Source organism: Streptomyces sp. NPDC087844 (assembly GCF_044742785.1).
Lineage (GTDB): Bacteria > Actinomycetota > Actinomycetes > Streptomycetales > Streptomycetaceae > Streptomyces.
The window spans coordinates 61,930-87,616 of record NZ_JBIUVD010000019.1 but is presented as its reverse complement, the minus strand read 5'-3'; the positions used below and the strand labels follow the sequence as shown (position 1 = coordinate 87,616).

20 protein-coding genes and 2 pseudogenes are annotated in these 25,687 nt (G+C 70.4%); 9 read left to right on the top strand and 13 right to left on the bottom strand.

Features of this window, described 5'->3' with window-relative positions; all coding sequences use genetic code 11:
* Nucleotides 1-51 precede the first annotated feature (51 nt).
* The gene (gene xylA / locus ACIOKD_RS30645; RefSeq protein WP_402090426.1) at nt 52-1,218 is read left to right on the top strand and encodes a xylose isomerase; all 1,167 of its coding nucleotides are present in this window, start codon (nt 52-54) and stop codon (nt 1,216-1,218) included.
* A gap of 409 nt (nt 1,219-1,627) precedes the next feature.
* On the top strand, nt 1,628-2,209 hold the full coding sequence (locus ACIOKD_RS30640) for a hypothetical protein (protein ID WP_402090424.1): 582 nt from the start codon (nt 1,628-1,630) through the stop codon (nt 2,207-2,209).
* Nucleotides 2,210-2,289: 80 nt separating this feature from the next.
* Here the strand turns inward: ACIOKD_RS30640 and ACIOKD_RS30635 are convergent, their stop codons facing one another.
* From ACIOKD_RS30635 to ACIOKD_RS30625, 3 genes are all read right to left on the bottom strand, one after another.
* Complete coding sequence (locus tag ACIOKD_RS30635; RefSeq protein ID WP_402090422.1) at nt 2,290-3,630, bottom strand: esterase-like activity of phytase family protein; 1,341 nt, start codon at nt 3,628-3,630, stop codon at nt 2,290-2,292.
* Nucleotides 3,631-3,828: 198 nt separating this feature from the next.
* Nucleotides 3,829-5,100 carry an SWF or SNF family helicase gene (locus tag ACIOKD_RS30630; RefSeq protein ID WP_402090420.1) on the bottom strand — a complete coding sequence of 424 codons (1,272 nt, stop codon included), beginning with the start codon at nt 5,098-5,100 and terminating at the stop codon, nt 3,829-3,831.
* Nucleotides 5,097-8,018: a DEAD/DEAH box helicase gene (locus tag ACIOKD_RS30625; RefSeq protein WP_402090418.1), complete on the bottom strand. Its 2,922-nt coding sequence runs from the start codon at nt 8,016-8,018 to the stop codon at nt 5,097-5,099. The genes ACIOKD_RS30630 and ACIOKD_RS30625 overlap by 4 nt, the downstream gene beginning before the upstream one ends.
* 269 nt (nt 8,019-8,287) lie before the next feature.
* On the opposite strand from ACIOKD_RS30625, the gene ACIOKD_RS30620 reads away from it, so the two are divergent.
* The gene (locus ACIOKD_RS30620) at nt 8,288-9,328 is read left to right on the top strand and encodes an acyl-CoA desaturase (RefSeq protein WP_402090416.1); all 1,041 of its coding nucleotides are present in this window, start codon (nt 8,288-8,290) and stop codon (nt 9,326-9,328) included.
* Nucleotides 9,329-9,433: 105 nt separating this feature from the next.
* The gene (locus ACIOKD_RS30615; protein ID WP_402090414.1) at nt 9,434-9,616 is read left to right on the top strand and encodes a hypothetical protein; all 183 of its coding nucleotides are present in this window, start codon (nt 9,434-9,436) and stop codon (nt 9,614-9,616) included.
* Between the two features lie 173 nt (nt 9,617-9,789).
* Here the strand turns inward: ACIOKD_RS30615 and ACIOKD_RS30610 are convergent, their stop codons facing one another.
* From ACIOKD_RS30610 to ACIOKD_RS30595, 4 genes are all read right to left on the bottom strand, one after another.
* Nucleotides 9,790-10,668: a hypothetical protein gene (locus ACIOKD_RS30610; protein ID WP_402090412.1), complete on the bottom strand. Its 879-nt coding sequence runs from the start codon at nt 10,666-10,668 to the stop codon at nt 9,790-9,792.
* Nucleotides 10,669-10,938: 270 nt separating this feature from the next.
* On the bottom strand, nt 10,939-11,256 hold the full coding sequence (locus ACIOKD_RS30605) for a hypothetical protein (protein WP_402090410.1): 318 nt from the start codon (nt 11,254-11,256) through the stop codon (nt 10,939-10,941).
* A 169-nt stretch (nt 11,257-11,425) separates the two neighbouring features.
* Nucleotides 11,426-12,025, bottom strand: coding sequence for a class I SAM-dependent methyltransferase (locus ACIOKD_RS30600; RefSeq protein ID WP_402090408.1), 600 nt, complete (start codon nt 12,023-12,025; stop codon nt 11,426-11,428).
* A 388-nt stretch (nt 12,026-12,413) separates the two neighbouring features.
* Nucleotides 12,414-12,842, bottom strand: coding sequence for a PPOX class F420-dependent oxidoreductase (locus ACIOKD_RS30595; RefSeq protein ID WP_402090406.1), 429 nt, complete (start codon nt 12,840-12,842; stop codon nt 12,414-12,416).
* A 95-nt stretch (nt 12,843-12,937) separates the two neighbouring features.
* Here ACIOKD_RS30595 and ACIOKD_RS30590 point away from each other — a divergent pair, with 95 nt between their 5' ends.
* Both ACIOKD_RS30590 and ACIOKD_RS30585 read left to right on the top strand, forming a co-directional pair.
* Nucleotides 12,938-13,351 (top strand): roadblock/LC7 domain-containing protein, encoded by a 414-nt coding sequence (locus ACIOKD_RS30590; RefSeq protein WP_402090404.1) that lies wholly within the window; start codon nt 12,938-12,940, stop codon nt 13,349-13,351.
* Nucleotides 13,352-13,477: 126 nt separating this feature from the next.
* Nucleotides 13,478-14,434, top strand: a pseudogene (locus ACIOKD_RS30585) (DUF6397 family protein); the annotation flags it as partial.
* Between the two features lie 404 nt (nt 14,435-14,838).
* Here ACIOKD_RS30585 and ACIOKD_RS30580 read toward each other — a convergent pair.
* Both ACIOKD_RS30580 and ACIOKD_RS30575 read right to left on the bottom strand, forming a co-directional pair.
* Nucleotides 14,839-15,711: an acyl-CoA thioesterase gene (locus ACIOKD_RS30580; RefSeq protein WP_402090402.1), complete on the bottom strand. Its 873-nt coding sequence runs from the start codon at nt 15,709-15,711 to the stop codon at nt 14,839-14,841.
* Nucleotides 15,712-15,730: 19 nt separating this feature from the next.
* Nucleotides 15,731-18,244: a DUF3516 domain-containing protein gene (locus ACIOKD_RS30575; protein WP_402090400.1), complete on the bottom strand. Its 2,514-nt coding sequence runs from the start codon at nt 18,242-18,244 to the stop codon at nt 15,731-15,733.
* Nucleotides 18,245-18,389: 145 nt separating this feature from the next.
* Between ACIOKD_RS30575 and ACIOKD_RS30570 the strand changes: the two genes are divergently transcribed.
* Nucleotides 18,390-19,184: a metal-dependent hydrolase gene (locus ACIOKD_RS30570; protein ID WP_402090398.1), complete on the top strand. Its 795-nt coding sequence runs from the start codon at nt 18,390-18,392 to the stop codon at nt 19,182-19,184.
* Between the two features lie 101 nt (nt 19,185-19,285).
* On the opposite strand, the gene ACIOKD_RS30565 is transcribed toward ACIOKD_RS30570, so the two are convergent.
* From ACIOKD_RS30565 to ACIOKD_RS30550, 4 genes are all read right to left on the bottom strand, one after another.
* Nucleotides 19,286-19,564, bottom strand: coding sequence for a type B 50S ribosomal protein L31 (locus ACIOKD_RS30565; protein WP_402090396.1), 279 nt, complete (start codon nt 19,562-19,564; stop codon nt 19,286-19,288).
* A gap of 55 nt (nt 19,565-19,619) precedes the next feature.
* Nucleotides 19,620-20,090: a DUF5709 domain-containing protein gene (locus tag ACIOKD_RS30560; protein ID WP_402090394.1), complete on the bottom strand. Its 471-nt coding sequence runs from the start codon at nt 20,088-20,090 to the stop codon at nt 19,620-19,622.
* A gap of 443 nt (nt 20,091-20,533) precedes the next feature.
* Entirely contained in the window at nt 20,534-22,324 is a 1,791-nt protein-coding gene (locus tag ACIOKD_RS30555; RefSeq protein WP_402090392.1) for an ABC transporter ATP-binding protein, read from the bottom strand.
* Nucleotides 22,321-24,120, bottom strand: coding sequence for an ABC transporter transmembrane domain-containing protein (locus ACIOKD_RS30550; RefSeq protein WP_402090390.1), 1,800 nt, complete (start codon nt 24,118-24,120; stop codon nt 22,321-22,323). Before ACIOKD_RS30550 ends, ACIOKD_RS30555 begins: the two co-directional genes overlap by 4 nt.
* A 188-nt stretch (nt 24,121-24,308) precedes the next feature.
* On the opposite strand from ACIOKD_RS30550, the gene ACIOKD_RS30545 reads away from it, so the two are divergent.
* The gene (locus ACIOKD_RS30545) at nt 24,309-25,052 is read left to right on the top strand and encodes a hypothetical protein (RefSeq protein WP_402090389.1); all 744 of its coding nucleotides are present in this window, start codon (nt 24,309-24,311) and stop codon (nt 25,050-25,052) included.
* 40 nt (nt 25,053-25,092) lie between these two features.
* Nucleotides 25,093-25,627, top strand: a pseudogene (locus tag ACIOKD_RS30540) (peptide-N4-asparagine amidase); the annotation flags it as partial.
* Nucleotides 25,628-25,687: the final 60 nt, after the last annotated feature.

Below are 25,687 nucleotides of genomic sequence, written 5' to 3'. Positions count from 1 at the left end.
AATTTGTTAAGCGCCATGACGAAATAGTCGGAGCAAACAAGGAGCCGCGGCATGAACTACCAGCCCACCCCCGAGGACAGGTTCACCTTCGGCCTGTGGACCGTCGGCTGGCAGGGAAGGGACCCGTTCGGCGATGCCACCCGGGCCGCCCTGGATCCGGTCGAGTCGGTGCAGCGCCTGTCGGAACTCGGCGCCCACGGAGTGACCTTCCATGACGACGACCTGATCCCCTTCGGGTCCTCGGAGACCGAGCGCGAGTCGCACATCAAGCGCTTCCGGCAGGCTCTCGACGCGACCGGTATGACCGTGCCGATGGCCACCACGAACCTGTTCACACATCCCGTCTTCAAGGACGGCGCCTTCACCGCCAACGACCGGGACGTGCGTCGCTACGCGCTGCGCAAGACGATCCGAAACATCGACCTGGCGGTCGAGCTGGGCGCGCAGATCTACGTGGCGTGGGGTGGCCGTGAGGGCGCCGAGTCCGGCGCCGCGAAGGACGTACGGGTCGCGCTGGACCGTATCAAGGAGGCCTTCGACCTCCTCGGCGAGTACGTGACCTCCCAGGGCTACGATCTGCGCTTCGCGATCGAGCCCAAGCCGAACGAGCCCCGTGGGGACATCCTCCTGCCGACGGTCGGTCACGCACTGGCCTTCATCGAGCGCCTGGAACGGCCGGAGCTGTACGGCGTCAACCCCGAAGTGGGCCACGAGCAGATGGCCGGGCTGAACTTCACGCACGGCATCGCCCAGGCCCTGTGGGCGGACAAGCTCTTCCACATCGACCTCAACGGCCAGTCCGGCATCAAGTACGACCAGGACCTGCGCTTCGGAGCGGGCGACCTGCGCTCGGCCTTCTGGCTGGTGGACCTCCTGGAGACAGCCGGTTACGCGGGCCCGAGGCACTTCGACTTCAAGCCGCCGCGCACCGAGGACTACGACGGCGTGTGGGACTCGGCCGCGGGCTGCATGCGCAACTACCTGATCCTGAAGGAGCGGACCGCGGCTTTCCGGGCCGACCCGGAGGTCCAGGAAGCCCTGCGGACCTCGCGCCTGGACGAACTGGCGCAGCCCACCGCCGCGGACGGCCTCCAGGCGCTCCTCGCGGACCGTGCCTCCTTCGAGGGCTTCGACGCCGAGGCGGCCGCCGCGCGCGGGATGGCGTTCGAGCGTCTCGACCAGCTGGCCATGGACCACCTGCTGGGTGCTCGCGGCTGATCGCGTACAAGGCCGACGAACGGCCGCTGCGCGGAAGCGTCCGGAAGCATGCGTTCCACGCCATGAGTCCGTGACAGGTTACGCAGCAAGTTCCGTATGAAGTTCCGCGCAGGGGTCGCTTCGTGACCGGTTCGAGGCGACTCTTGATGGTATGGCCACGCCGCCCTTACCGCCCGAGCCTCCTCGGCCGCCGGACAACACGCCGCCCTACGGTGGTGGCGGGTACGGTCCCCCGCCCGGAGGCTTCGGTCCTCCTCCCGACGGGTACGGCCCACCGCCCGGAGACGGCGGTCCGCCGTGGAACGGCGGGGGAGGGGGAGGCCGGCAGCCGCCTCCACCGTCATCGCCTCCACCCGGATCGCCGGGCGATTCCGGTGGGCGTCGCAGGACGCTCCGTGTCCTGCTGGCCGTGCTTTTGGGTATCGGCGCGGTGTCCGCGGTCGTCCTGGCGGTCACCGGTGGTGACGGCTCGTCGGACAAGAAGCCGCCGACGGAGAGCAGTTCCACCAAGGGGCGGCTGCCGTCGCCCTCACTGAGCATTCCGTCGCAGCTGCCGAGCGAACTGCCGTCCCTGCCCTCCGGTGTGCCGTCCGAACTGCCCAGCGGTGTGGAGTCGCTCCTCCCGTCCCTCGCGAGCGACGAAGTGCCGTACTACATGCTGCGGACCGGTGACTGCTTCGACGTCGACGACAGTCGTCCGGGCCAGGCGGTGAAGCGTCCGTGCGACCGGAAGCACGACGCCGAGGTCGTGACGGTGACCGAACTGGAAGGCGCGTACACGACCGATGCCGCCCTCAAGAAAGCGGCATCGGGCCTCTGCCAGGACCCCTTGGACAGCAAGGCGGCCAAGCAGCCCGCCGGCACCGTCCGCGGGACGCTGGTGCAGTACCCCGACCCCGCGGGATTCAAGATCGGCATCGACAATGTCGCGTGCAGTCTGGCCGCCGACGACGCAGAGGGGAACCGCAAGCTGACCAAGCCACTGAGGTGAGCCACGCGCGCGTGGCGCGTAGAACCCCGGAGTGCTTCACGCGCGCGTGGAGGGCGAGAACGCCGAGCGGAGCCGTCCGTTCAGATCCCGTGCGGCAGGCGTACGTACGTCACGGTGGTCTCGATCCTGCTGTCCACCAGGCGTCCCTGGGCGTCGAAGGCCTCTGTCCCGTCCGTCATCCCGAAGTCGTTGTCGTTGATCAGCGCGAGCGTGTCATGGTCCACGCGCGCGACACCTTCGATCTTCCCGGGGACCCCCTTCACCTTCCCGAGGTCGACGACAAGCCGCTTGCGCAGCACCGGGACACCGGACGCGGCGGGGTCCTCCAACTGCTCAAGGGACGGCGACGTCGTGCTGTCGTCCCACCTGTCCCCGAGGATGTCCGCACCGCGGCTCAGCTTCACGACCTGCAGCCGGGCGGCCTTGTCGGTGCGCTCCTCCACCAGCAGCTCGTCGCGGCCCACCGCCACCACGGACGAGATCTTGAGCTCGGAGGTGTCGTCCTCGCCCGGGTCGACCGTGCCCACCGGGTCGAACCGGTACGCGTACTCGGCGGTGACGGCCCGCTTCTTCGGTGAGAAGCGCAGCAGGCGCGCGGTCAAAGACTCCTCGCCCGCATCCGTGTCCGGCAGGGACAACGGGCTCTGCACGGCCAGCACCAGGTCGCCGCCCGGGAGCTGGGCGAGCCCCTCGAAGCCGCGGTTGATCTTCCGGTGCAGCAGGACCGTGGGCAGCGCCTCGACCACCGGATAGCCGGCGCCAGTCAGGTTCAGGCCCTTCGGGACGTACCGGGTGAGTATTTTCCCGCGCGCGGAGACGTGGACCAACGAGGGCCCGTATTCGTCGACGAGCCAGAAACTACCGTCCTTGGAGCGCACGATCCCTTCGGCGTCCAGACCGTTCGGGTTGTACGAGAGCGGCGTCTTCGCGTCGTAGGAGTACGGAGCCTCGTCGCGTGCCCGCTGATTGGGCAGGCCGGTGACGGGCTTGCCCGAACCGGTGGTGATCGGAATCGCGTCCAGTACCTTCACCGAGTCACCGGACACCCGGATCTTCACGATCGCGGGGTCGAAGCCGGGCACGGGAAACGTACGGCGCTTCACACCGTCCACCTTGATCTGGCCGTTGGGACCACGGTCGGTGACGGTCCAGAACTCTCCCTCGCGGCCTGCGGGGTAGATGTCGCTCCCGATGCCACCGAGGTCCACACCCCGGTCGTCGGCCACCGTGCCCGGCAGCAGCCCGTTGCTGAACGTGCCGAGAGGGATGTCGCCGAGCATCGCGGAGCCCGTGACCCGCGCGTCTCCCGAGGGCGCGCCGACCGCGGGACCTGCCACCACGAGAGCGGCCAGCACGGCGAGCGGCACGCCCGTGGCGACGGAACGGTGGACACGGCGCCGGCCTGCGGCGTACGGGGACATGGGGCCTCCTGGTGCACAAGTTCGATGACTGTCGCCAGATTTCGCCCTCGCGTCGAACGCCGTACGGCTGCTGGATGAACGCCGGGCGTCCAGCGCTCATCCGGTGAACGCGGGCCATGTCCTGCCTGTCCCGCGGTCCTGTGCCCCGCCCCGCCTGTCCCGCGCCCCCGGTGCCACTCCCCGCCCCTCGGCCAGGTGTCACTCCCGCCCGTCGGCCAGGGCCAGTGCCGTCGCCGGGTCCTGGGAGGCCGGGCCGACGGGAGCCCAGCGGCCCCGTTCCTTGCGGTACGGCCACCAGCGGCCGTCCGGCCCCAGCCGGAGCTGGGACTGTCCGCCGACGACTGTCCAGCGGCTGCGGGACGCGCGCAGGACGGGCCGTTCGTGCTCCTCCCAGGCCGACTCCAGGGCCGCACGCGCGCGTGCGAGCGTTTCCGCTTCGGCCGGCCGGTCCGTCTCAAGTACGTCGAGCGCGGCCGCACCCCCGTACTCCCAGGAGCGGACCGCGAGCGCCAGGCCTTCGCGGTCGCGCCCCGACCCTTCGGCGAGCCGAGCGGTCACCGAGACCTCGGGCCTGCCCGAGGCCAGCCGTACGGCATCCTGCGCAGATGTCAGTCCGGCCTCCACGACGCGCTGTTCGTGGCCCGCCCTGAGCGCGTCGACAAGCAGCCGGTGCGCCTCACGGGCGGCCTGCGCCGCCAGGAACTCCAGGGCGGACGGATCGACCCCGGGAGCGGGGTCGATCTCCGTGTCCAGCGATGGCGGCAGGCCCGGTTCCGCGGGCACGGCAGGCGCCGCGGGCAGCGGCGGCAAAATCTCCCCTGCGGCATAGGCCTCGGCGGCGTCCACGCCCGCGTACGTCTCCTGCCGCACCGCGACGGTCCCGGCCTGGGGAGGGACGCTGCGCAGCTGCAGCTCGTCGAGCAGTTCTCGCTCACCGCGGCCACGCAGGAGAAGCAGCACGAAAGGATCCTGGTCGAGCAGTCGCGCCACTTGGTAGCAGAGCGCGGCGGTGTGACCGCAGTGGTCCCACGCGTCACAGTCGCACTCCGCCTCCAGATCGCCCAGGCCCGGCAGGAGTTCGACACCGGCGGTAGCAGCGTCCTCGACCAGATGCGGCGGCATCTCGCGGTCGAGCAGTGCGGCGATGTGCCCCACCCGTTCGACCGCCATGCCCAGGAACCGGTCCCACTGCTCCTCGGACAGCTCCTGGAGCAGGACGTCCGCGCGATGAGCCGTGTGGTCGCGGTCCTTGACCACCGCGGTGACGCGTCCGGGGCGGACCGACACGGCACCCACGGCTCCCGCGCGCGCGAGCCGACGGCCCGACTTCAGCTGCTGCGTGTCCAGCGTGGCGTCCTCCAGCGCCTTGAGCCAGGCCTGCCCCCACCAACTCTGGGCGAAGCCCCGGCCCTGTGCGGGCGGCAGGGCGGCGAAAACGCGCTCCGGAGTGTTCTCGTACGGATCGTTCATCGCACGCCCCCTCGCAGTTCCACCAGGTCGGCCAGTTGCGCGTCGGTGAGTTCGGTGAGGGCCGCCTCCCCGGACCCGAGCACCGCGTCCGCCAGCTCCCGCTTGCGCAGCAGCATGTCCGCGATGCGGTCCTCGATCGTCCCCTCGGCGATCAACCGGTGCACCTGCACCGGCCGCGTCTGGCCGATGCGGTACGCGCGGTCGGTGGCCTGGGCCTCGACGGCCGGGTTCCACCAGCGGTCGTAGTGCACGACATGCTCGGCCCGCGTCAGGTTCAGGCCCGTGCCCGCGGCCTTCAACGACAACAGGAAGACGGGCACTTCGCCCTCCTGGAAGCGCTCGACCATGGCTTCGCGCTCGGGGACGGGTGTACCTCCGTGCAGGAACTGCGTGTGCACACCGCGCGCGTGCAGATGGCGCTCGATCAGGCGGGCCATACGCACGTACTGCGTGAAGACCAGAACGCATGCTCCCTCGGAGAGGATGGTGTCGAGCAGTTCGTCCAGCAGCTCCAGCTTTCCGGAGCGCCCGGCGATCTTCGGCCGGTCCTCCTTGAGGTACTGCGCCGGGTGATTGCAGATCTGCTTCAGCCCGGTGAGCAGCTTCACGATCAGTCCGCGCCGCGCCATGCTGTCGGCGCCCGAGATCTCCGCGAGGGTCTCGCGGACCACGGCCTCGTAGAGACCCGCCTGTTCCTTGGAGAGGGACACGGCACGGTCGGTCTCCGTCTTCGGCGGGAGCTCCGGTGCGATGCCGGGATCGGATTTGCGGCGACGCAGGAGGAACGGCCGCACGAGCTGGGCGAGCCGGTCCGCCGCCCCCGGATCCTGCCCTCCCTCGACGGCCTTCGCGTACTGGTTGCGGAACGTGCCGAGCCTGCCCAGCAGGCCCGGTGTCGTCCAGTCGAGGATCGCCCACAGCTCGGAGAGGTTGTTCTCGACCGGAGTGCCGGTGAGCGCCACACGCGCGCGTGCGTCGATCTTCCGCAGCTGCCGGGCCGTGTCGGAGTAAGGGTTCTTCACGTGCTGTGCCTCGTCCGCGACGACCATGCCCCAGGAAGCGTCTGCCAGGCGTGCCGTGTCGAGGCGCATGGTGCCGTAGGTCGTGAGGACGAACTCGCCGTCGGCCAGGCCCTCCAGGCTCCGCCGGGCCCCGTGGAAGCGGCGGACGGGAGTGCCGGGAGCGAACCTTTCGATCTCGCGCTGCCAGTTGCCCATGAGGGACGTCGGGCAGACGACGAGGGTGGGACCCGCCGCGGACTCGTCGGTCTGCCGGTGCAGATGCAGCGCGATGAGCGTGATCGTCTTGCCGAGGCCCATGTCGTCCGCGAGACAGCCGCCCAGCCCCAAGGACGTCATCCGGGCCAGCCAGTTGACCCCGCGGAGCTGGTAGTCGCGCAGGGTCGCGGCCAGCGCGGGCGGCTGTCCGACCGGCTCCTGCCCCTCCGGGTCCGACAGATGGTCCCGCAGCGTCGCCAGCCACCCGGTGGGCCGTACGTCGACCCGGTGGCCGTCGACCTCCGTGGAGCCCGTGAGGACGGCGCTCAGCGCGTCTACGGGTGTCAGTTTGCGGTCCTGCTGGGTATGGGCGCGGCGTACCTCTTGCGGATCGATGAGGACCCACTGGTCACGCAGCCGCACGATGGGGCGGTTCGCCTCGGCGAGCCGGTCCAGTTCCGCACGCGTCAACTGCTGGTCACTTAGGGCGAACCACCAGGAGAACGTCAGAAGTGCGTCGGCCGACAGGAACGAGGGCGTGTCCGAGGCCGGCCCGCCACCGGCCCGCACGTCGTCCGGGGGGCCGATGACCGCGCGGGCCGTCAGCTTGTGTGCCAGTTCCCTGGGCCAGTGCACCTCCACACCGGCCGCGGCGAGCGATCGTGCCCCCTCGCCCAGAAGTTCGGTGACCTCCTCGTCGGCGAGTTCGATCGAGTCGGGCACGGTCGCTGACAGCAGAGGCGCGAGCGGGGCCCAGGCCCGGGCGGCGCGGCGCAGCGCGAGCAGGGCGTCCATCCGCGCGCGCGGGCCGAAGGCCGGACTCGACCCGCTCCACACCTCGGCCGCGTCCGCCAGCAGGGCCGGGTCGCTGACACTGTGCAGTTGCAGCACCGCGCGGAACGGCAACCGGTCCTCGTCCGACACGGCCGACGCGAGGCCCGGTACCTCGACGCGCAGCGAGATCCGTACGCCGGCGTCGTGTCCCGCCGCGACGTCGGCCGCCCACGCGCGATGCTCGGGCACTTCCTGCGGTTCGGCGGCGGCGAAGGCCGGGCCGCCCGCGGCGAGTGCCGCCGCGGGGGAGCGGGGGAGGGCGTCGGCGACGGCGTCGAGGAAGGCGCGCAGCAGCCACTCCGGATCGGGCAGCCGCAGCGGTTCGGTCTCCTCGACGGGCACCGCGTGGGCGTGCGGCGGCATCGCGGCGGCCAGCTCACGGATCCGCTCCAGGTCCCGCGAGCCCAGGGGGCCCGCGCGCCATGCGTCGTGGTCACCGGAGCTCAGGCCGGGCAGCAGCAGTCCGCGCGCGGCGAGTTGCAGTGCCAGTACGGCCGCGGCGCCCCAGAAGGCGGTCGCCCCGTGAGCCCGCGCGGCGGCACGCGCGCGCGTGAGGACCGGGAGCGCAGCCCGCACCGGCAGTACTACGGCCGATACCTGCACCAACTCGACCCCGTCCTCGCAGGGAAGGACGACGGACAGCTCCTCCACGGAGCCGTGGCCGAAGCCCGAACCGGAGTCGGAATCGGGCCCGTGAGCGGAGTCGGATCCGTGACCGGTGCCGGCACCGATGGCAAAGGGCTCCTCGCCGTCGGGCAGCCAGAAGGCGACGCTGCCCGTGCGGGCCGGGTCGGCGGGGACGAAGACAGCGCGGCAGCGCGCCAGTTCGGAAATCTCGGAGGGGGTGGGGGCAGGAATTCTCTGCACAGGGATGAGTGTGTTCCTCAATTTTGACTACCGGTGTGGAGGTCGCCGAGGGTACAGCGCGGCGAAGGGCGAGCCAAGTGTCTGCCCTGTGGTGCCGGTCACTTCTCGTGCCGGGGTGGTGTCAGGTCCACCCCGCGGTCCAGCTTTCCCCCGCCCGCACCCGGGTGGTGGCGCCATGGTCGCCGACGGTCGCTGATCCGTACGTTTCTACAGGTCGGGCCGGTCTGTTGCCCCCTGGCCTGCTTCCCTCAGAGATTCGGAGTCCACTCATGCCCGAAAGCGCCACAGCCGTGGTGGAGCCGCCTTCCAGGGCCGCCGCCAGCGAGTTCACCACACTCCTGCGCACGGTCAAAGGGCAGGGACTCCTGAACCGTCGACAGGGCTGGTACGCGCTCACCATCGCCGGCAACGGGCTCGCCCTGGCAGCCGTCGTCGCGGGCATCGTCCTGATCGGCCACTCCTGGTGGGTACTGCTCCTGGCCCCGCTGCTCGCCGTACTGTGCGCCCGCACCGCCTTCATAGGCCACGACGCGGGCCACTCGCAGATCACCGGCGACCGTTCGACGGGCCGAGCGATCGGACTCGTCCACGCGAATCTGCTGCTGGGTCTGAGCTACGGCTGGTGGAACGACAAACACAACAGACACCACGCCAACCCCAACCACATCGACAAGGATCCCGACGTCAAAGCCGACGTGCTGGTCTTCACCAGCGGGCAGACACTGGACCGCACCGGCTTCCGACGATGGCTCACCCGCTATCAGGCGTGGCTCTTCTTTCCGCTCACGCTCCTGGAAGGCGTCGCTCTGAAGATCCACGGCTTCCAGGACCTGCGTCGGCGGCCTCCCCGTGAACGTCCGGTCGAGGCCGCCCTGCTGATCGCGCACCTTGCCGCGTACGCGACCCTGCTGCTGAGCACGATGCCGCTGGGCACCGCCCTGGTCTTCGCCGCGATCCACCAGGCGCTCTTCGGGCTGCACCTGGGCATGGCCTTCGCGCCGAACCACAAGGGCATGGAGATGCCCGACCCCGACGGCGAGGGATGGGGGCACCTCCGCCGTCAGGTGCTCACCTCGCGCAACGTCCGCGGAGGGCCCTTGACGGACTGGTTCCTCGGCGGTCTCAACTACCAGATCGAGCACCATCTGTTCCCGAGCATGCCCCGCCCGCATCTCAGGCTCGTCCAGCCCCTGGTGCGCGCTCACTGCCGGGAGTTGGGTATCCCTTACGCCGAGACGGGGCTCGTGGACTCCTACCGTCAGGCCCTGAGGTACATGTACGAGGTCGGAGAACCCCTCAGGGCCGAGTAGGGGGCGCACCTCAGGGTCGTATCAGGGTCGCGGTCCGGAACCGCCGGGAGCGCGGGTCCGTTCTCAGGACAGAGAGCGGCAGTGGCCGCTAAGGAGGCTACGCACATGTCAAGGAACGCGAAGATAGCCGCAGGCGGTGTCGCGGTCGGCATCATCCTGCTCTTCTGGCTGCCCTGGTGGGTTGCCCTACTGATCGTCCTGGGAGTTCCCGCGGCGGCGTATCTGACGCTGGACCCCTCACAGCGGCGCAGGCTGCGCCGCGTCGGCCGCAAGGAGCTCGGCCGCTGAGGCATCACTTGCTCAATCAGTTCCTCTACGGGCATCTCTTCCTGGACAGTTCCCTTTTACGATCCTTTTCCGAGCACAGGAGCTGATCTCGTCGCCGCTCGTGGGCCTGCCAATGGCGTGGCCCACGGGTGGCGGTGTCGGCACTGTCGGCCTGCGACTTCGGCCTGCCGGGTTCAGTTCGGGCGTACGGCCATCTTGTCCAGAGCCTCCAGAAGGCCGGGCAATGCGGGCCCGCGGCCGACCGGAAGGATCTCGCCGGGCTTCTCGTCGAGCAGCACGAAGGCGATGTCGTCGGTCCGCGCCACCAACGACCAACCGGGACCGTCGGCGCGCAGCGTCCGCGCGTCCCCCGGAGCGAAGGACGAGCGCACACGGCCGAGCGGCGGAGGAGTGTCCACGTACGAGTGCGCTTCGGAGAGAACGCGCTGGACGCCGCTGAGCGGTGCCCGCCCGCCGTCCCCGTCGGCACCGTCTTGGTCCTTACGGTCCCCGCCGGTCTGGGCGGTCCCGTCGCTCGGAGCCGGCTTCTCGTCCGTCGAAGCAGTGAATTCGGTCTCGTCGATCTGTTCACGCCAGGCGGCCCACTGCAGCGCGATCTCGTCCGCACCGAGGCGCCGCTGGGCCGCGCCCCAGGTGGACGCGTCCGGCGGACACAGCGGCGCCTGCTCCGCGATTCCGGGTGCGGGATCGTGCGGGGCGGGCACACCGGGCGCCGCGACCGCCACGGCGAGCGGCCATCCGGGCAGCGCGGCCACCATCGAGCGATCGTCCGGCGACAGGTCGTACTCCATGCCGCAGTCCCAGGAAGCGATGGCGACGGCCACCAGAGAGACGTCGTCGATGACGACGGTCCACCGCGCGCCGTCGCCGTCCTGCCCCAGTACCAGCCCGTACCCGTCGGCGAGGGGTACGAGGCCGAGTGCCGCGCAGGCCTCCGGGTAGTCGTCGCCCAGCACGCTGGGGAACTGCGCAGGCGTCAAGAGCACCGCCGTCAGCACATACAGTGCGTCGTCGTCCCCGGTGGCGACGGCCTCATCGTCCGTCCCGGCCATCCCAGCCTCCCCTCGCTACATCCGTCGGCGCACCCTAATGCGCGCCGCGGCCGTTGTCACGGGGCCGGAACACGCGAGGAACTGCGCCCATCCACCAGGACATGGGCGAGACGAGCACCTGCGGTCGCGCCGATTCCGCTTTCGCACCGGCTCGGGTCCACCGCCAGTTCGGGGCGACACGGATCGCGGCGTCGGGGGAGGCATAAGGGAGGGGCGGTGACCGACCCGCCGCCGCATGCTTCCTCCGGCCCGACCCGACCCCCGTCGCTGTCAGGCGACCGGCAGGCCGAGGAGCGTCCGGGCCACCGCGGTGGGCGACTCATCACGTTCTCGTGCGAGCGCGATGACGGCCCGGCACGCCAACTCGTTCACACCGAACGAAAGAGCCTCCGGTGACACCCAGGCCGCGGCCTCGTCGACCCCGTCCTGATCGTCCTCGACGCCTGCCGCCACATAGGCCGCCGCGGCTTCGAACAGATTGTGCGTCTGCTTCTTCGGACGAGACCCGGCCAATGGCGCGGGGTGCCCGGACTCAGCCGGTCGTGCGCGTGTAAACAGCTTCCGGAGTCGAGCCGTCGTGCCGGACATTCGGGCCACCTTCCCCCGCGTACTGATTCTTCGGTCATCGCCCATCCGTGCTTGTTCAACGTAGAGTTGAAACTTCGACATCAGAAGGGGGCGGTGTCGTGAACCCTTACCGAACGTCCTCGTCGAGCGTGCCGCCATGGATGCGAACAGGGCGGTCCCGGGCGGCGTTTCAGGATTGGCGCACGGCCAGTGCGAGGAATCGGGCGTCCTCGTCCACGTACGACGTCATGCGCCAGCCGGAGGCGGACAGGAGCGGGCCGAGGTTGGCCTCCGCACGCAGGTCGTCCGGGGTGATCCGCCGTCCCTGGCGCGCGGCGAGAGCGGCCCTGCCGATCGGGTGGAAGAGCGCCAGGACCCCGCCGGGCCGTACGACCCGCGCCAACTCGCCCAAGGTCTCGGTGGGGTTCGGAAGATGCGCGATGAGCCCGGCCGCGAAGACGGCATGGAGCGACTCCGCGCGCAGCGGCAACCGTGACACGTCGGCGAGGAGCAACTGGCCCGCCCGGTCGCGGCCTGCCCGTACCGCCGCCTCCAGCATGGCCGGCGTCAGATCCGCACCGAGGACCGCCCCGGAGGGCCCCACGGCGTTTCTGAGGGCGGGTAGAGCCCGTCCCGTGCCGCAACCCGCGTCGAGCACGTGACCGCCCTCCCGCAGCCCCAGCTCCAAGACCGCCTCCGCGTACGCTGGGCCGTCGTCGGGGAACCGGTCGTCCCAGCCGGCCGCGCGGGCCGAGAAGAACTCCTGGACATGCGTCTGGTCGTCGCTCATGCACCGCATGATCTCGCATCGCGCGGTGGCGACACGATCGAGCGGCGACGGGAAACACGAGGCGGCGCACACGTTCGAGCGCGATGCGATCGTTCTCCCGCAGCGAGAAGGCCACGCGTACATGCCGAAGGACCCCGACAGACGGTGCGCAGCCGTCGACGGCCCAAGTACGGAGCCGTCGCGCGCATGCCGGACCGCCCGCCGACGAAGACTCAGGCTCCGAGGAAACCGACGACACGGAACCGAGCGACGCGCCCACCCGCGCGAGGACACTGGAGTCTGCGGCCCCGCACCGCGCGAGCCAAGATCTGCCCCGCTCCTCGACTCGGTCGGCTGACGCGCGGCCGGCCCGGCGCGCCGGCCGCGCCCACTCAACCTGTCCCGGGCATCAGTCGGAGACCGAGCCCTCCGCGAGAACCTTCTCGATCCTCACGCGTACGACGAGTTCGCCGGGTACGCCGTTCCGGGCCGCGAACTCCTCGGCGCGCTCCTCGCCCATGTACCGGCTGCCGATCCGTCCCGCCCAGAGCCGGACGTCGTCGAGGTCCTCCGAGATCCGGGCCTGCCCCTGTACGACGACGTACGCGAACGGAGGCCGGTCGTCGTCCACGCACAGGGCCACCCGGCCGTCCCGAGCCAGATTCCGCCCCTTGACGGTGTCCTTCCCCGTGTTGAACACCAGGTCGTCGCCGTCGAGTACGAACCAGATCGGTGCCACATGCGGGCGCCCGTCGGCCCGGACGGTCGACAACTTGCCGGTGCGGGTTCCGTGCGAGACGAACGCCCGCCATTCCTCATCGGTCATCTTGTGTGCCATGCCCCTATCCTCCTTGCCCGGACGGCGACGGTGGGGAAGGCTGGTCGATCGGATCCTCCGGCCCGGGGGAGCCACACATCACGGGGAGACGGATCATGGCGGAGAACCGGGGACTTGACTGGCTGCTCGACGACCTGACCCAGCGTGTCGAGCACATACGCCACGCACTCGTGCTGTCCAACGACGGGCTGGTGACCGGGGCGAGCACAGGTTTGCGGCGGGAGGACGCCGAACACCTCGCCGCCGTCTCATCCGGCCTGCACAGCCTCGCCAAGGGCTCGGGCAGGCACTTCGGCGCGGGCCGGGTCCGCCAGACCATGATCGAATTCGATGACGCGGTGCTCTTCGTCACGGCGGCCGGCACCGGCAGCTGTCTGTGCGTGCTCAGTGCGGCCGAGGCCGACATCGGCCAGGTCGCGTACGAGATGACTCTGCTCGTCAATCGCGTCGGCGAGCATCTTCACGTCGATGCCCGACATCCGGAACACTCACCCCCCATGGACATCTGACCTGCACAGACGTCACCGCGATCGAAGTTATCCACAGGCTCGGGCGTGAGGCGCGGTGAACCGGCTACGGTTTTTCTCGAAGCAAGCGCACGCACAGCGCACACCGCTGCACGGGGGAGAACCATCATGTCCGGCAACACCATCACGCAGTCCGTCATGTCCGGTCCGAGTGGGCCTGCCGGTTCCTCGGACGGGTCCGTCACTGCCCGGGACACATCCGCCGCCGGCACGAGCGCGGCCGTCGACCAGGCATCGCCACCGACAGCGACACCGGCCTCGACACCGCCCGCAACACTCGCGCAGAGCCGGGCCGCGCGAGAGCTGGGGCTGAAGCGGGGCGAGTTCGACCTCGCCGTACGGCTCGGACGCATCCGCACAGTGCCTGACGAAGGCGGCGGAGGCCATCGCGTCACCCGCGCGGAGATCGACAGGGTGCGGGCCGCAGAAGGCTTCCCCGAGACGCTGCGGGAACGTGCCAAAGCAGTCGGCACCTCGGAGGGCGCGGCCATCATGGACGTCACGACCGCCCGGTTCGAGCGCTTCGCCCGCCTCGGCCTCGTAGTGCCCGTGAAGTTCTATCTGAACCGGTACCGCGCCGTGGTGTGGCTGTATCCGGCCGAGGAACTGCGGCAGTTCGCCGACGACAAGAAGCATGCGCGGCTGCTGAACGGTCGGGTGCCCGAGGGGCTGCGCGACCAACTGAAGGCAGGACTGGACCTGAGGGCCCGGAACTGGCGAGGTCGTCACCTCGGGTTCCTGCTTCGGCAGAACGAGGATCCGTGGGCACGTGCCGCAGCCGTGGCATCGCTGCTCGACCCCGTTCAGGTCGCCGAGATCGTCCCCGATCCCTACGAGCGGGCCTACCTGGGCCGGTACCGGCCCGAACAGATCACCCACGGTGCGCCCGACACGCCCGCCGCCCACATCACGGCCCGGATCACGACAGCGACCGATCCGGACGAGATCAGCTGGCTCCGGGCCGACCTGGCCAACGGACTGGAGGAGGCCCGCGACCGCCGGGCCGCCCCCCGGCCGACGACGGAGACCGGGCCTGCGGAGGCGGGGCAGGAACGACCGACGCCTGTCGGGGGACACCACAGGCCGGTCGACCACCGGCAGCCCGTCGAGCTGCGCCCGGCCACCGAGCTGCGGCACCCGGCCGGAGTGCGACGTCCGGCAGGGCAACGGCGTCCGGGGGAGCGGCGGCGTCCGGCCGAAGTGCGGCATCATGTGGTCGAACGGCGTCCGGTCGAGGGACGGCATCCGGCCGGAGCACTCCATCCGGCCGCAGCGCCAAGCCCGGCCGTGGCACGACGGTCGGCCGCTGGGCGACACCCCGCCGAAGTGCGGCAGTTGACTGCCGCACGATCTCGGGCAGAGGCACGACGACGCGCCGAGGTGCGACCCGCGATCGATGAACCGGAACGCCCCGGGCGCCTCCTCGGCCGGCTGCGGCGCAGAACCCTCTGACCCCGCACGATGCGCGGTCAGCCTTCCAGCTTGCGGAACAGCCCTTCCTGGACGACGGAGACGAGCAGGCGTCCCTCCTGGTCGTAGATCCGCCCCCGGGCCAGCCCTCGGCCACCCGTCGCGATCGGGGACTCCTGGTCGTACAGGAACCAGTCGTCGGCGCGGAACGGCCGGTGGAACCACATGGCGTGGTCCAGGGAGGCCATGTCGAAACCGCGCCGGCCCCAGAGCGGTTCCACCGGGATACGGACGGCGTCCAGGAGAGTCATGTCGCTCGCATAGGTGAGCGCGCAGGTGTGGACCAACGGATCGTCACCCAGGGGTCCGACGGCGCGCATCCATACGGCGCTGCGCGGCTCGGCGTGCTCGATCTCCTCGGGTGTCCAGCGCAACCGGTCCGCGTAGCGGATGTCGAAGGGCTGGCGCCGGGCCATGCGCTCCAGCGTCTCGGGGAGCGCGCCCAGATGTTCCTTGATCTCCTGAGTGACGCTCGGGAGCGACTCGGGGTCCGGGACCTCGCGGGCCGGCGGCAGCTGGTGCTCGAAGCTCCCTTCTTCAGGCTTGTGAAAGGAGGCGGTCAGATTGAAGATCGTGCGGCCCTGCTGCACAGCGGTGACGCGGCGCGTGGTGAACGACCGCCCGTCCCGTACCCGCTCCACCTGGTACACGATGGGCACGCCCGGCCGGCCCGGACGCAGGAAGTACGCGTGCAGTGAGTGCACGGGCCGTTCCGAGTCCGTGGTGCGGCCGGCGGCGACGAGGGCCTGGCCCGCCACCTGCCCGCCGAAGACGCGCTGCAGGGATTCCTGCGGGCTGCGGCCACGGAAGATGTTGACCTCGATCTGCTCCAGGTCGAGCAGATCGACGAGTCGTTCCGCTGGGTTCGTCATGTGTCGCGTTCTCCTGTGCTCACAGCTGGCCGACGGCGGTGACCTTGACGATGGCACGCCCCTCGGCATCAGAGGCCACGAGGTCGATCTCCGCGCTGATGCCCCAGTCGTGATCGCCGTTCGGGTCGGCGAACGTCTGCCGGACCCGCCACAGACCGTTCTCCGGCTGCTCGTCGATGAGCAGGAGCTTGGGACCGCGTGCGTCGGGGCCGGTGCCGAGGTCGTCGTACTCGTCCCAGTAGTCGTCCATGGCTTCGCCCCAGGCATCGGCGTCCCAGCCCGCCTCGGAGTCGAGCTCTCCGAGTGCGGCGACGTTGTCGAGGGCCGCGAGTTCGACACGGCGGAACATGGCGTTGCGGACGAGGACCCGGAAGGCGCGCCCGTTGGCGGTGACCGGCTTGACCTGGTCGGCCCTCTCCTGGGCCTCCTCGGCCGTCATCACCTCGGGGTTGGCGAGTTGCTCCCACTCGTCGAGGAGGCTGGAGTCGACCTGACGCACCATCTCGCCGAGCCAGGCGATCAGGTCCTCCAGGTCCTCCGACTTCAGGTCGTCCGGGACGGTGTGGTCAAGGGCCTTGTAGGCGCTCGCCAGGTAGCGGAGCACAATGCCCTCGGTCCGGGCGAGCTCGTAGTGGGACACGAACTCGGTGAAAGTCATGGCCCGTTCGTACATGTCGCGGATGACGGACTTCGGGGAGAGCGGATGGTCGCCCACCCACGGGTGGCTCTTGCGGTAGGTGTCGTACCCGTGGAAGAGCAACTCTTCCAGCGGCTTGGGGTACGACACGTCCTGAAGCCGCTCCATGCGCTCCTCGTACTCGACACCGTCCGCCTTCATCGCCCCCACGGCCTCTCCGCGGGCCTTGTTCTGCTGAGCGGCGAGAATCTGCCGCGGGTCGTCCAGCGTGGACTCCACGACGGACACCATGTCCAGGGCGTACGACGGCGATTCCGGGTCCAGGAGGTCGAACGCGGCAAGAGCGAAGGTCGACAGCGGCTGGTTGAGAGCGAAGTTCTGCTGCAGGTCGACGGTGAGGCGCACGATGCGCCCTTCTGCGTCCGGTGTGTCGAGTTTCTCCACGACTCCGCCGTCGAGGAGCGACCGGTAGATGGCGATCGCCCGCCTGATGTGCCGCAGTTGCTGCTTGCGCGGCTCGTGGTTGTCCTCCAGCAGATGACGCATCGCGGCGAAGGCGTTGCCGGGCCGTGCGATCACGGACAGCAGCATCGTGTGAGTGACGCGGAAACGCGAGGTCAGAGGCTCCGGATCGGACGAGATCAGCTTCTCGAACGTGCTGTCCGTCCAGCCCACAAATCCTTCCGGGGCCTTCTTGCGCACCACCTTGCGACGCTTCTTCGGGTCGTCGCCGGCCTTGGCAAGGGCCTTCTCGTTCTCCACGACGTGCTCGGGGGCCTGCGCCACGACGAAGCCCGCCGTGTCGAAGCCGGCCCGCCCGGCCCGGCCCGCGATCTGGTGGAACTCCCGCGCGCGCAGGGTCCGTACGCGCGTGCCGTCGTACTTCGCCAGAGCGGTGAACAGCACGGTGCGGATGGGTACGTTGACGCCGACACCGAGGGTGTCCGTGCCGCAGATGACCTTCAGAAGACCGGCCTGCGCCAGCTTCTCGACCAGGCGGCGGTACTTGGGCAGCATGCCGGCGTGGTGCACGCCGATGCCGTGCCGTACGTAGCGGGAGAGGTTGCGGCCGAACTTGGTGGTGAACCGGAAGTTGCCGATCAGTGCGGCGATCTGGTCCTTCTCATCGCGCGTGCACATGTTGATGCTCATCAGCGCCTGTGCCCGCTCCACGGCCTGCGCCTGGGTGAAGTGCACGATGTAGACGGGCGCCTGCCGCGTCTCCAGGAGCTCGGTGAGCGTCTCGGTGAGCGGAGTCAGCTTGTACTCGTAGGAGAGAGGAACGGGACGGGTCGCCGAGCGGACCACCGAGGTGGGACGGCCGGTCCGCCGGGTCAGATCCTCTTCGAACATGGCGACGTCGCCGAGCGTCGCCGACATCAGGATGAACTGGGCCTGCGGCAGTTCGAGGATCGGGATCTGCCAGGCCCAGCCGCGGTCGGCCTCGGCGTAGAAGTGGAACTCGTCCATCACGACCTGGCCGACGTCGGCACGCTTGCCGTCGCGCAGCGCGATCGAGGCAAGAACCTCGGCGGTGCAGCAGATGACCGGGGCGTCGGAGTTCACGGACGCGTCGCCGGTCAGCATGCCGACGTTCTCGGTGCCGAACATCTTGCACAGCTCGAAGAACTTCTCCGAGACGAGCGCCTTGATCGGCGCGGTGTAGAAGGTGACCTCGTCACGGGCGAGTGCCGCGAAGTGCGCACCTGCCGCGATCATGCTCTTGCCGGACCCGGTGGGGGTCGACACGATCACGTTCGCACCCGAGACCACCTCGATCAGCGCCTCCTCCTGGTGGGGATAGAGCGTGAGACCGCGTTCCTTGGCCCACGACTCGAAGGCTTCGTAGAGGGCGTCGGGATCTGCGGACTGCGGCAGCTGATCGATAAGGGTCACACACCCATCTTGCCTGTCATCCCACCCGATGAGGGAATCGGATGCGAGGCCGAAGATCACGAACGCTACGCTGTGTCGCCGACCGGATGTCAGTTCACTGGGACAACTGGCGGTCAGCACAAGAGGAATGGGGCGGGGCACGGCCATGATGGGACCAGCACACTCACTGTCCGGGGCGGCGGCCTGGCTGGGCGTCGGAGCGGCGGCGGCCGCCGCCGGCCACACGATGCCTTGGCCGGTGCTCCTGACCGGGGCGCTGATCTGCGCGGGCGCCGCCCTCGCCCCGGATCTGGACCACAAGGCCGCCACCATCTCGCGGGCCTTCGGACCGGTCTCACGAGGCCTGTGCGAGATCGTCGACAAGCTCTCGTACGCCGTCTACAAGGGGACGAGGAAGGCCGGCGACCCGCGGCGCTCGGGTGGGCACCGGACGCTGACACACACCTGGCTGTGGGCGGTGCTGATCGGTGCCGGGGCGTCGGTCGCCGCGATCACGGGAGGCCGCTGGGCGGTGCTGGCTCTTCTGTTCGTGCACATGGTGCTTGCCATCGAGGGGCTGCTCTGGCGGGCGACGCGTGGTTCGAGCGCCGACGTCCTGGTCTGGCTGCTGGCCGCGACGAGTGCGTGGATCGTCGCGGGAGTGCTGGACAAGCCGGGCAACGGAGCCGACTGGCTCTTCACCGCGCCGGGCCAGGAGTACCTGTGGCTCGGACTGCCGATCGTTCTGGGTGCGCTGGTGCACGACATCGGGGACGCGCTGACGGTGTCGGGCTGCCCGATCCTGTGGCCGATCCCGATCGGCCGCAAGCGCTGGTACCCGATCGGGCCGCCCAAGGTGCTGCGGTTCAGGGCGGGCAGCTGGGTGGAGCTGAAGGTGCTGATGCCGGCGTTCATGGTGCTGGGCGGAGTGGGCGGCGCGGCCGCGCTCAACTTCATCTGAAGCCGACGCATCCGGTCGACCGCGCCACTGGGACGAGTGGCGCGGTCTGTGGACAGGGTGCGGCTGTCACCCGCCGCCGGGAGGCACCCTCTCCGGCCCGGTCAGGACGCGTCGCCCCCGCCCGGGGCCTTGTCCTGGCCGCCGCCGTACCGCTTCTCGAAGCGGGCGATCCGTCCCTCGGTGTCCACGGTCCTGGCCGTGCCCGTGTAGAAGGGGTGGCTCTCCGAGGAGATCTCCACATCCACTACGGGGTACGTCCGGCCGTCGTCCCACTCGATGGTCCGGTCGCTGGCGGCGGTGGACCGGGTCAGGAAGGCGTACCCGGCAGCGCGGTCACGGAAGACGACGGAGTGGTAGTCGGGGTGCTTGTCCTGCTGCATGAGTGCTCCTTGCTTGGGGGAGGGGTGCGCGGACAGGGCGGCGGCGGAGACGCGGTCAGCCGGACAGGGAGTCCTCGTCGACGATGTGCATGGCTGCCTCCTCCGCGGAGGCAGCCGCTCCGTCCATGCCCACGTCGGTGGCGATCAGCCCGCTCTCCCCGTCCTCGTGCGCTCCTTCTCCAGGGGCCACGAGACGTCCGGAGCGGACGGCGCCCACTTCGTTGTCCAGGGGTTCGCCGTCCGAGTCGGGGCAGTCTCCGATGCCGTCGCCTTCGGGTGCCGCTATGTCCGGAAGCTCTTCCGCGAGACGTTCGTCGAGGGTTTCGCCGCGGTGGCGCTCGGCCGCTGTCACGTCTTTGCGTTCCACCGCCCAGGGGCGTTCCGGAGGTGACCAGCCGCGGTCCAGAGGGTCGCTCACCCCGTCGGTTTCGAGTGTGTCCTCGGCGTCGAGCAGTCCGGCGTCGTCCTGAACCTCGGATCCGTCGGGCTGGTAGACATCGTCTCCCCAACCGTCGGCGCTGTCCACGGGTACCTCCAGGTGGTGCGGGCCGGCCTGCTGTCACCGCGTTCGGCGGCGGGTACGCGGACCGCTCGGCCCAGGCCTCGCCCGTACGGAACACGTGGAACCAGGCGGTTCCCGGGCGCTCCCCGAGCCGGTGCCGACCTCCACACTTCCACCCACCCGCGACACCGCGCAACGGCACGGAGCCCAGCCGGGCGCGTCGGCCCTTTCATGGCAGTGCGGGGGATGGCCGGGCGACGGGCGCCACGCCGCGAGGGCCGGGCCCCGCCACGAGCGGGCCTCACACCGGGCTCGGGTCGCCCGATTTCGGCCCGCCCGATCTTGGTCCGCTCGGATCCGGGCCGGCGGTGTCCGGCCGTCGGCCGGGCCCGGCCGACGTCGGCCCGCAAGCCGGGGTGGCCCGCCCACGGACGGACCGCCCCCGGGAAGCCCGCCCGGGCGGTCGTTCACCCGTGCCAGGACCGCCACAGCGCCGCGTACGCGCCGTCCGCGGCGACCAGCTGGTCGTGACTGCCGAGTTCGCTGATGCGCCCGTTCTCGACGACGGCGATGACGTCCGCGTCGTGGGCGGTGTGCAGCCGGTGGGCGATGGCGACCACGGTGCGGCCGTCGAGGACCCGGGCCAGGGAGCGCTCCAGGTGCCGGGCCGCCCGCGGGTCGAGGAGCGAGGTGGCCTCGTCCAGGACCAGCGTGTGCGGGTCCGCGAGCACCAGGCGTGCGAGCGCGATCTGCTGGGCCTGGGCCGGTGTGAGCGCGACACCGCCCGAGCCGACCTCGGTGTCGAGACCGTCGTCAAGCGCCCGCGCCCACCCGTCGGCGTCGACCGCGCCGAGGGCGGCCCACAACTCGGCGTCGGTGGCACCCGTGCGGGCGAGCAGCAGGTTGTCGCGCAGGGCGCCCACGAACACGTGGTGCTCCTGGTTGACGAGGGCCACATGGGAGCGGACCTGTTCCGCGGACATCCGGGACAGTTCGGCGCCGCCCAGTGTGACCTGGCCCGTGCGGGGCGCGTAGATCCCGGCGAGCAGCCTGCCCAGCGTGGACTTGCCCGCGCCGGACGGGCCGACCAGGGCCAGCCGGGTGCCGGGCGCGACCTCCAGCGAGACCTCGCGCAGCACGTCGACGCCCGCCCGGTAGCCGAAGCGCACCTTGTCCGCGTGCACGTCACGTCCGTCGGGGGCCAGGGTCCCGTCGCCCGCGTCCGGCTCGATCTCCCGGACGCCCACCAGCCGTGCCAGCGACACATGGGCCACCTGCAGCTCGTCGTACCAGCGCAGGATCAGGCCCACCGGGTCGACGAGCATCTGTGCGATCAGGGCGCCCGTCGTCAGTTGGCCGACGTCGATCCAGCCCTGCAGGACGAAGTACCCGCCGATCATCAGGACCGAGCTGAGGACCGTGGTGTGGGTGGCGTTGATGACCGGGAAGAGCACCGACCGCAGCCAGAGGGTGTACCGCTCCCAGGCGGTCCACTCCTTGACCCGCTGGTCCGACAGGTCGATACGGCGCTCGCCCAGGCGGTGCGCCTCGACGGTGCGCCCGGCGTCCACGGTCTCGGCGAGCACGGCGGCCACGGCCGCGTAGCCGGCGGCCTCGGAGCGGTAGCCGGACGCCGCGCGCTTGAAGTACCAGCGGCAGCCGACCAGCAGGATCGGGACGGCGACCAGCACCGCGGGCGCGAGTGGCGGCGCGGTCACGACCAGGCCGCCGAGCAGCAGCGCCACCCACACCACGGCGATGGCCAGCTGGGGCACGGCCTCACGCATGGCGTTGGCCAGCCGGTCGATGTCGGTGGTGATCCGGGAGAGCAGATCGCCCGTACCGGCCCGCTCCAGGACGCCGGGCGGCAGCCCTACGGCCCGTACGAGGAAGTCCTCGCGCAGGTCGGCCAGCATCCGCTCGCCGAGCATGGCCCCCCGCAGTTGTACCTGGTGCACAAACACGGCCTGGACGACCAGGGCGAGGGCGAACAGCGCGACGGTGCGCTCCAGGTGCAGTTCGCGCGCGGCGGTCGCGCCTTCGGAGACGTGCTGGACCAGGGAGCCCAGCAGATAAGGGCCCACCATCGAGGAGACGACGGCGACCGTGTTGACGGTGACGAGCACCAGGAAGGTCCGGCGATGTCGTTGGAACAGTTCGGCCACGTAGGCGCGTACGGTCGCGGGGGCGCCGACGGGAAGGGTCTCCGCGGTCGTCGGGGCCGCCGGATCGTAGGCCGGTGGCGCTACGCCGATCATGCCGTCTCCTCGATCTCTTCCAGTTCCTGCAGCTGGTTCAGTTCCTGTTCGGCGGCCTCGTCGTCGGTCTCACGGGTCACCACGGCGCGGTATCGCGCGTCGCTGTGCAGCAGTTCGCGGTGCACGCCGACGGCCGCCACTTCGCCCTCGTGGACGAGCACGACCCGGTCCGCGTGGTCCAGGAGCAGTGGCGACGAGGTGAAGACCACGGTCGTGCGTCCCTCCCGGAGGGAGCGGATACCGTCGGCGATCCGCGCCTCGGTGTGCGAGTCGACCGCGGACGTCGGTTCGTCAAGGACCAGTACGCCCGGAGCCGTGACCAGCGACCGGGCCAGTGCGAGACGCTGGCGCTGGCCGCCGGACAGGGACCGGCCGCGTTCGGTGATCCGGGCGTCCATCGGATCAGCGGCGTCCAGCGACCCCTGGGCGAGCGCGTCGAGGACGTCGCCGCACTGGGCCGCGGACAGTGCCTCCTCCGGGCGGACGTCCCCCGACGAGGGCACATCGAGCAGTTCGCGCAGCGTTCCGGAGAGCAGGACCGGATCCTTGTCCTGCACGAGGACGGCACTGCGGGCGGAGCCGAGGGGCAGTTCGTCGAGCGGTACCCCTCCTACCAGCGCCGACGGCAGATCCGAGGACTCCGCCGTATGACCGCCGAGCCGTTCGGCCAGTTCACCCGCGGCGTCCGGGTCACCGCACACCACGGCGGTGAGCCGTCCCGCGGGCGCGAGCAGACCGGTCGCGGGGTCGTACAGGTCCCCGGTCGGCACGACGGCCTCGCGCGATCCCTCGCCGTCCGTGGCCCGTTCGAGCGACAGCACCCGCGCCGCGCGCCTCGCGGACGGCCGGGAGAAGGAGTACGCCATCGCGATCTCGGTGAAGTGCCGCAGCGGATAGGTGAGGATCATGACCGCGCTGTAGACGGTGACCATCTCACCGACGGTGATCCGGCCCTCGCGGGCCAGGTTCACGCCGTGCCAGACGACGACGATCAGCAGCAGGCCGGGCAGGAAGACCTGGATCGCGTGGATCAGCGCCCACATGCGGGCGCTGCGCACGGCGGCGTGCCGGACCTCCTGCGAGGCACGGCGGTAGCGGTCCAGGAACAGTTCCTCGCCGCCGATCCCGCGCAGCACGCGCAGGCCGGCGACGGTGTCCGAGGCCAGCTCGGTGGCGCGTCCCGCCTTCTCGCGCTGGAAGTCGGCGCGGCGGGTGGCCCGGGGCAGCAGCGGCAGCACCGACAGCGCCAGGACGGGCAGGCCCACGGCGACGACGACGCCGAGTGCCGGCTGGTAGACGACGAGGGCGACGCAGACGAGCACGACGGTCACCGCGGCCGCGGTGAACCGCGACACGGCTTCCACGAACCAGCCGATCTTCTCGACGTCACCCGTGGAAACCGACACGATCTCACCGGCCGCGACGCGTCGGGTCAGCGCGGAGCCAAGCAGAGCGGTCCTGCGGGCCAGCAGCTGCTGGACGCGCGCGGCCGCGGTGATCCAGTTGGTGACCGCGGCCCGGTGCAGCATGGTGTCGCCCAGCGCGATACCGAAGCCGCACACGGCGAGCAGCCCGCCCGCGAGGCCCAGTCGCGCACCGGAGTGGTCCACGACGGCCTGGACGGCGAAGCCGACGCAGAAGGGCAGTGCGGACACGGACAGGAAGTGCAGCAGCCCCCAGACCAGGGCCTTCATCTGTCCACCGAGCTGATTCCGGCCGAGCCATACCAGGAATCGGGGCCCCGAGCGCGCGTCCGGCACACCCGGGTCGGGATACGGAAGGTCTTGAATCTGCATGACGTCCCAAAAAAGCTCGTAGTACGGAGGTGGAGAGACAACAAACCGTGCAAGGTTCGCGTCGCAGTGCGTCCGCAGGCAAACGCTTTTCCGTCGTGAGGCAAAGATTCGGCCCGGACCGCCCGGATATGACCGGTAAGCCGAGGGGGTGGGCACGGTCGTCCGCTCGTGGTGCGACGATGGACGGTATGCACATACGCGGAGGGATGCGCACGACGGCCGTGGCCGCGGTCCTGGGCGCCCTGGTCATGCCACTGGCGGCCTGCGGCGGTTCGGACGGCGGAAGCGGGAAGAAGAGCAACGGGCAAGCGGGCGAAGGGTCCCGGCCCGAGCAGGCGCGCACGGTCGACCTCAAGCGCATCCCCGACGTGGGGAACAAGCTGCAGAAGCAGATCCCCGCGAACTCCCGGCAGGTCGTCGCGGTCTACGGACAGGGCAAGGACTCGGCGGACTCCACGATCGTCCTCTACACCAAGTCCGGCTCCACCTGGGAAAAGACCCGCAGCTGGGAAGGGCACAACGGCAAGAAAGGCTGGACGACCGATCACAACGAGGGCGACAAGCGCAGCCCCGTAGGGGTGTTCACACTCAGCGACTCGGGCGGTGTCCTCGCCGACCCCGGCGCCAAGCTCCCGTACACGCAGTCCTCAGGCTTCCAGGCCCCGCATTACTGGGCCAAGTCGCACTGGAACGACTTCGACTACGTCATCGCCATCGACTACAACCGCGTCAAGGGCACCTCGCCGAACGACCCGACCCGCCCCCAGGGCCAGTCCAAGGGCGGCAGCATCTGGCTGCACATGGACCACGGCAGCGGCACGTCGGCCTGCGTGAGCCTGTCCGAGTCGGGCATGAAATACTTGCTGCGCACCCTCGACCCGGACCGGCACCCGGTCGTGGTGATGGGCGACAAGGCGGACCTCAAGGCCTGACTGCCCCTCACCACCGGCCCTCACCGCCGGCCCACCACCACCGGCCCCTCACCACCGGCCCCTCACCACCGGCCTCAGCACCGCTGGCCTCAGTTCGGCAGTCGGTGAAGTACCGCTCCGTACCGTCCGCGTCCTGCTACCGGAGGGCGAGCACCGGTCCGTCCATCGAGTCGGGCGGCGGACCTCAGTCGGCGTAGCTCCTGGGACCTGGACCGACGACGAGAAGGTCACCGTGGACGGGCGCGGGCCCGCCGTGACGACCCGCACGGACCGCACGGACCGCACGGACCGCACGGACCGCACCACGACGCTCGGTGCCGGTGAACGGCTGCGGACCGTGCTCTCCCTGGGCGGCTGAGCGGCCGGGCGACCGGGCGTCCGTCGTGGAGGCCCGCGGTGGCCGGCGCACCGCGTGGTCCCGGCTCGACGACGACTACACGGGCGACGCGACCTGCACCGCGAACGTGCCGCGCGACCAGCGGCACGCCGTTGCCGCCACGAGCGAGCGCTACCGGCTGTACGGCTCGGACGGGTGCGACGACCGACGCCTGACGACCGTGCAGGGCGTGCTCACCAGCCGCACAGGCCGCACCCGTCCTACCGCTGACCGTCCTGCCGCTGACCGTCCTGCGGCT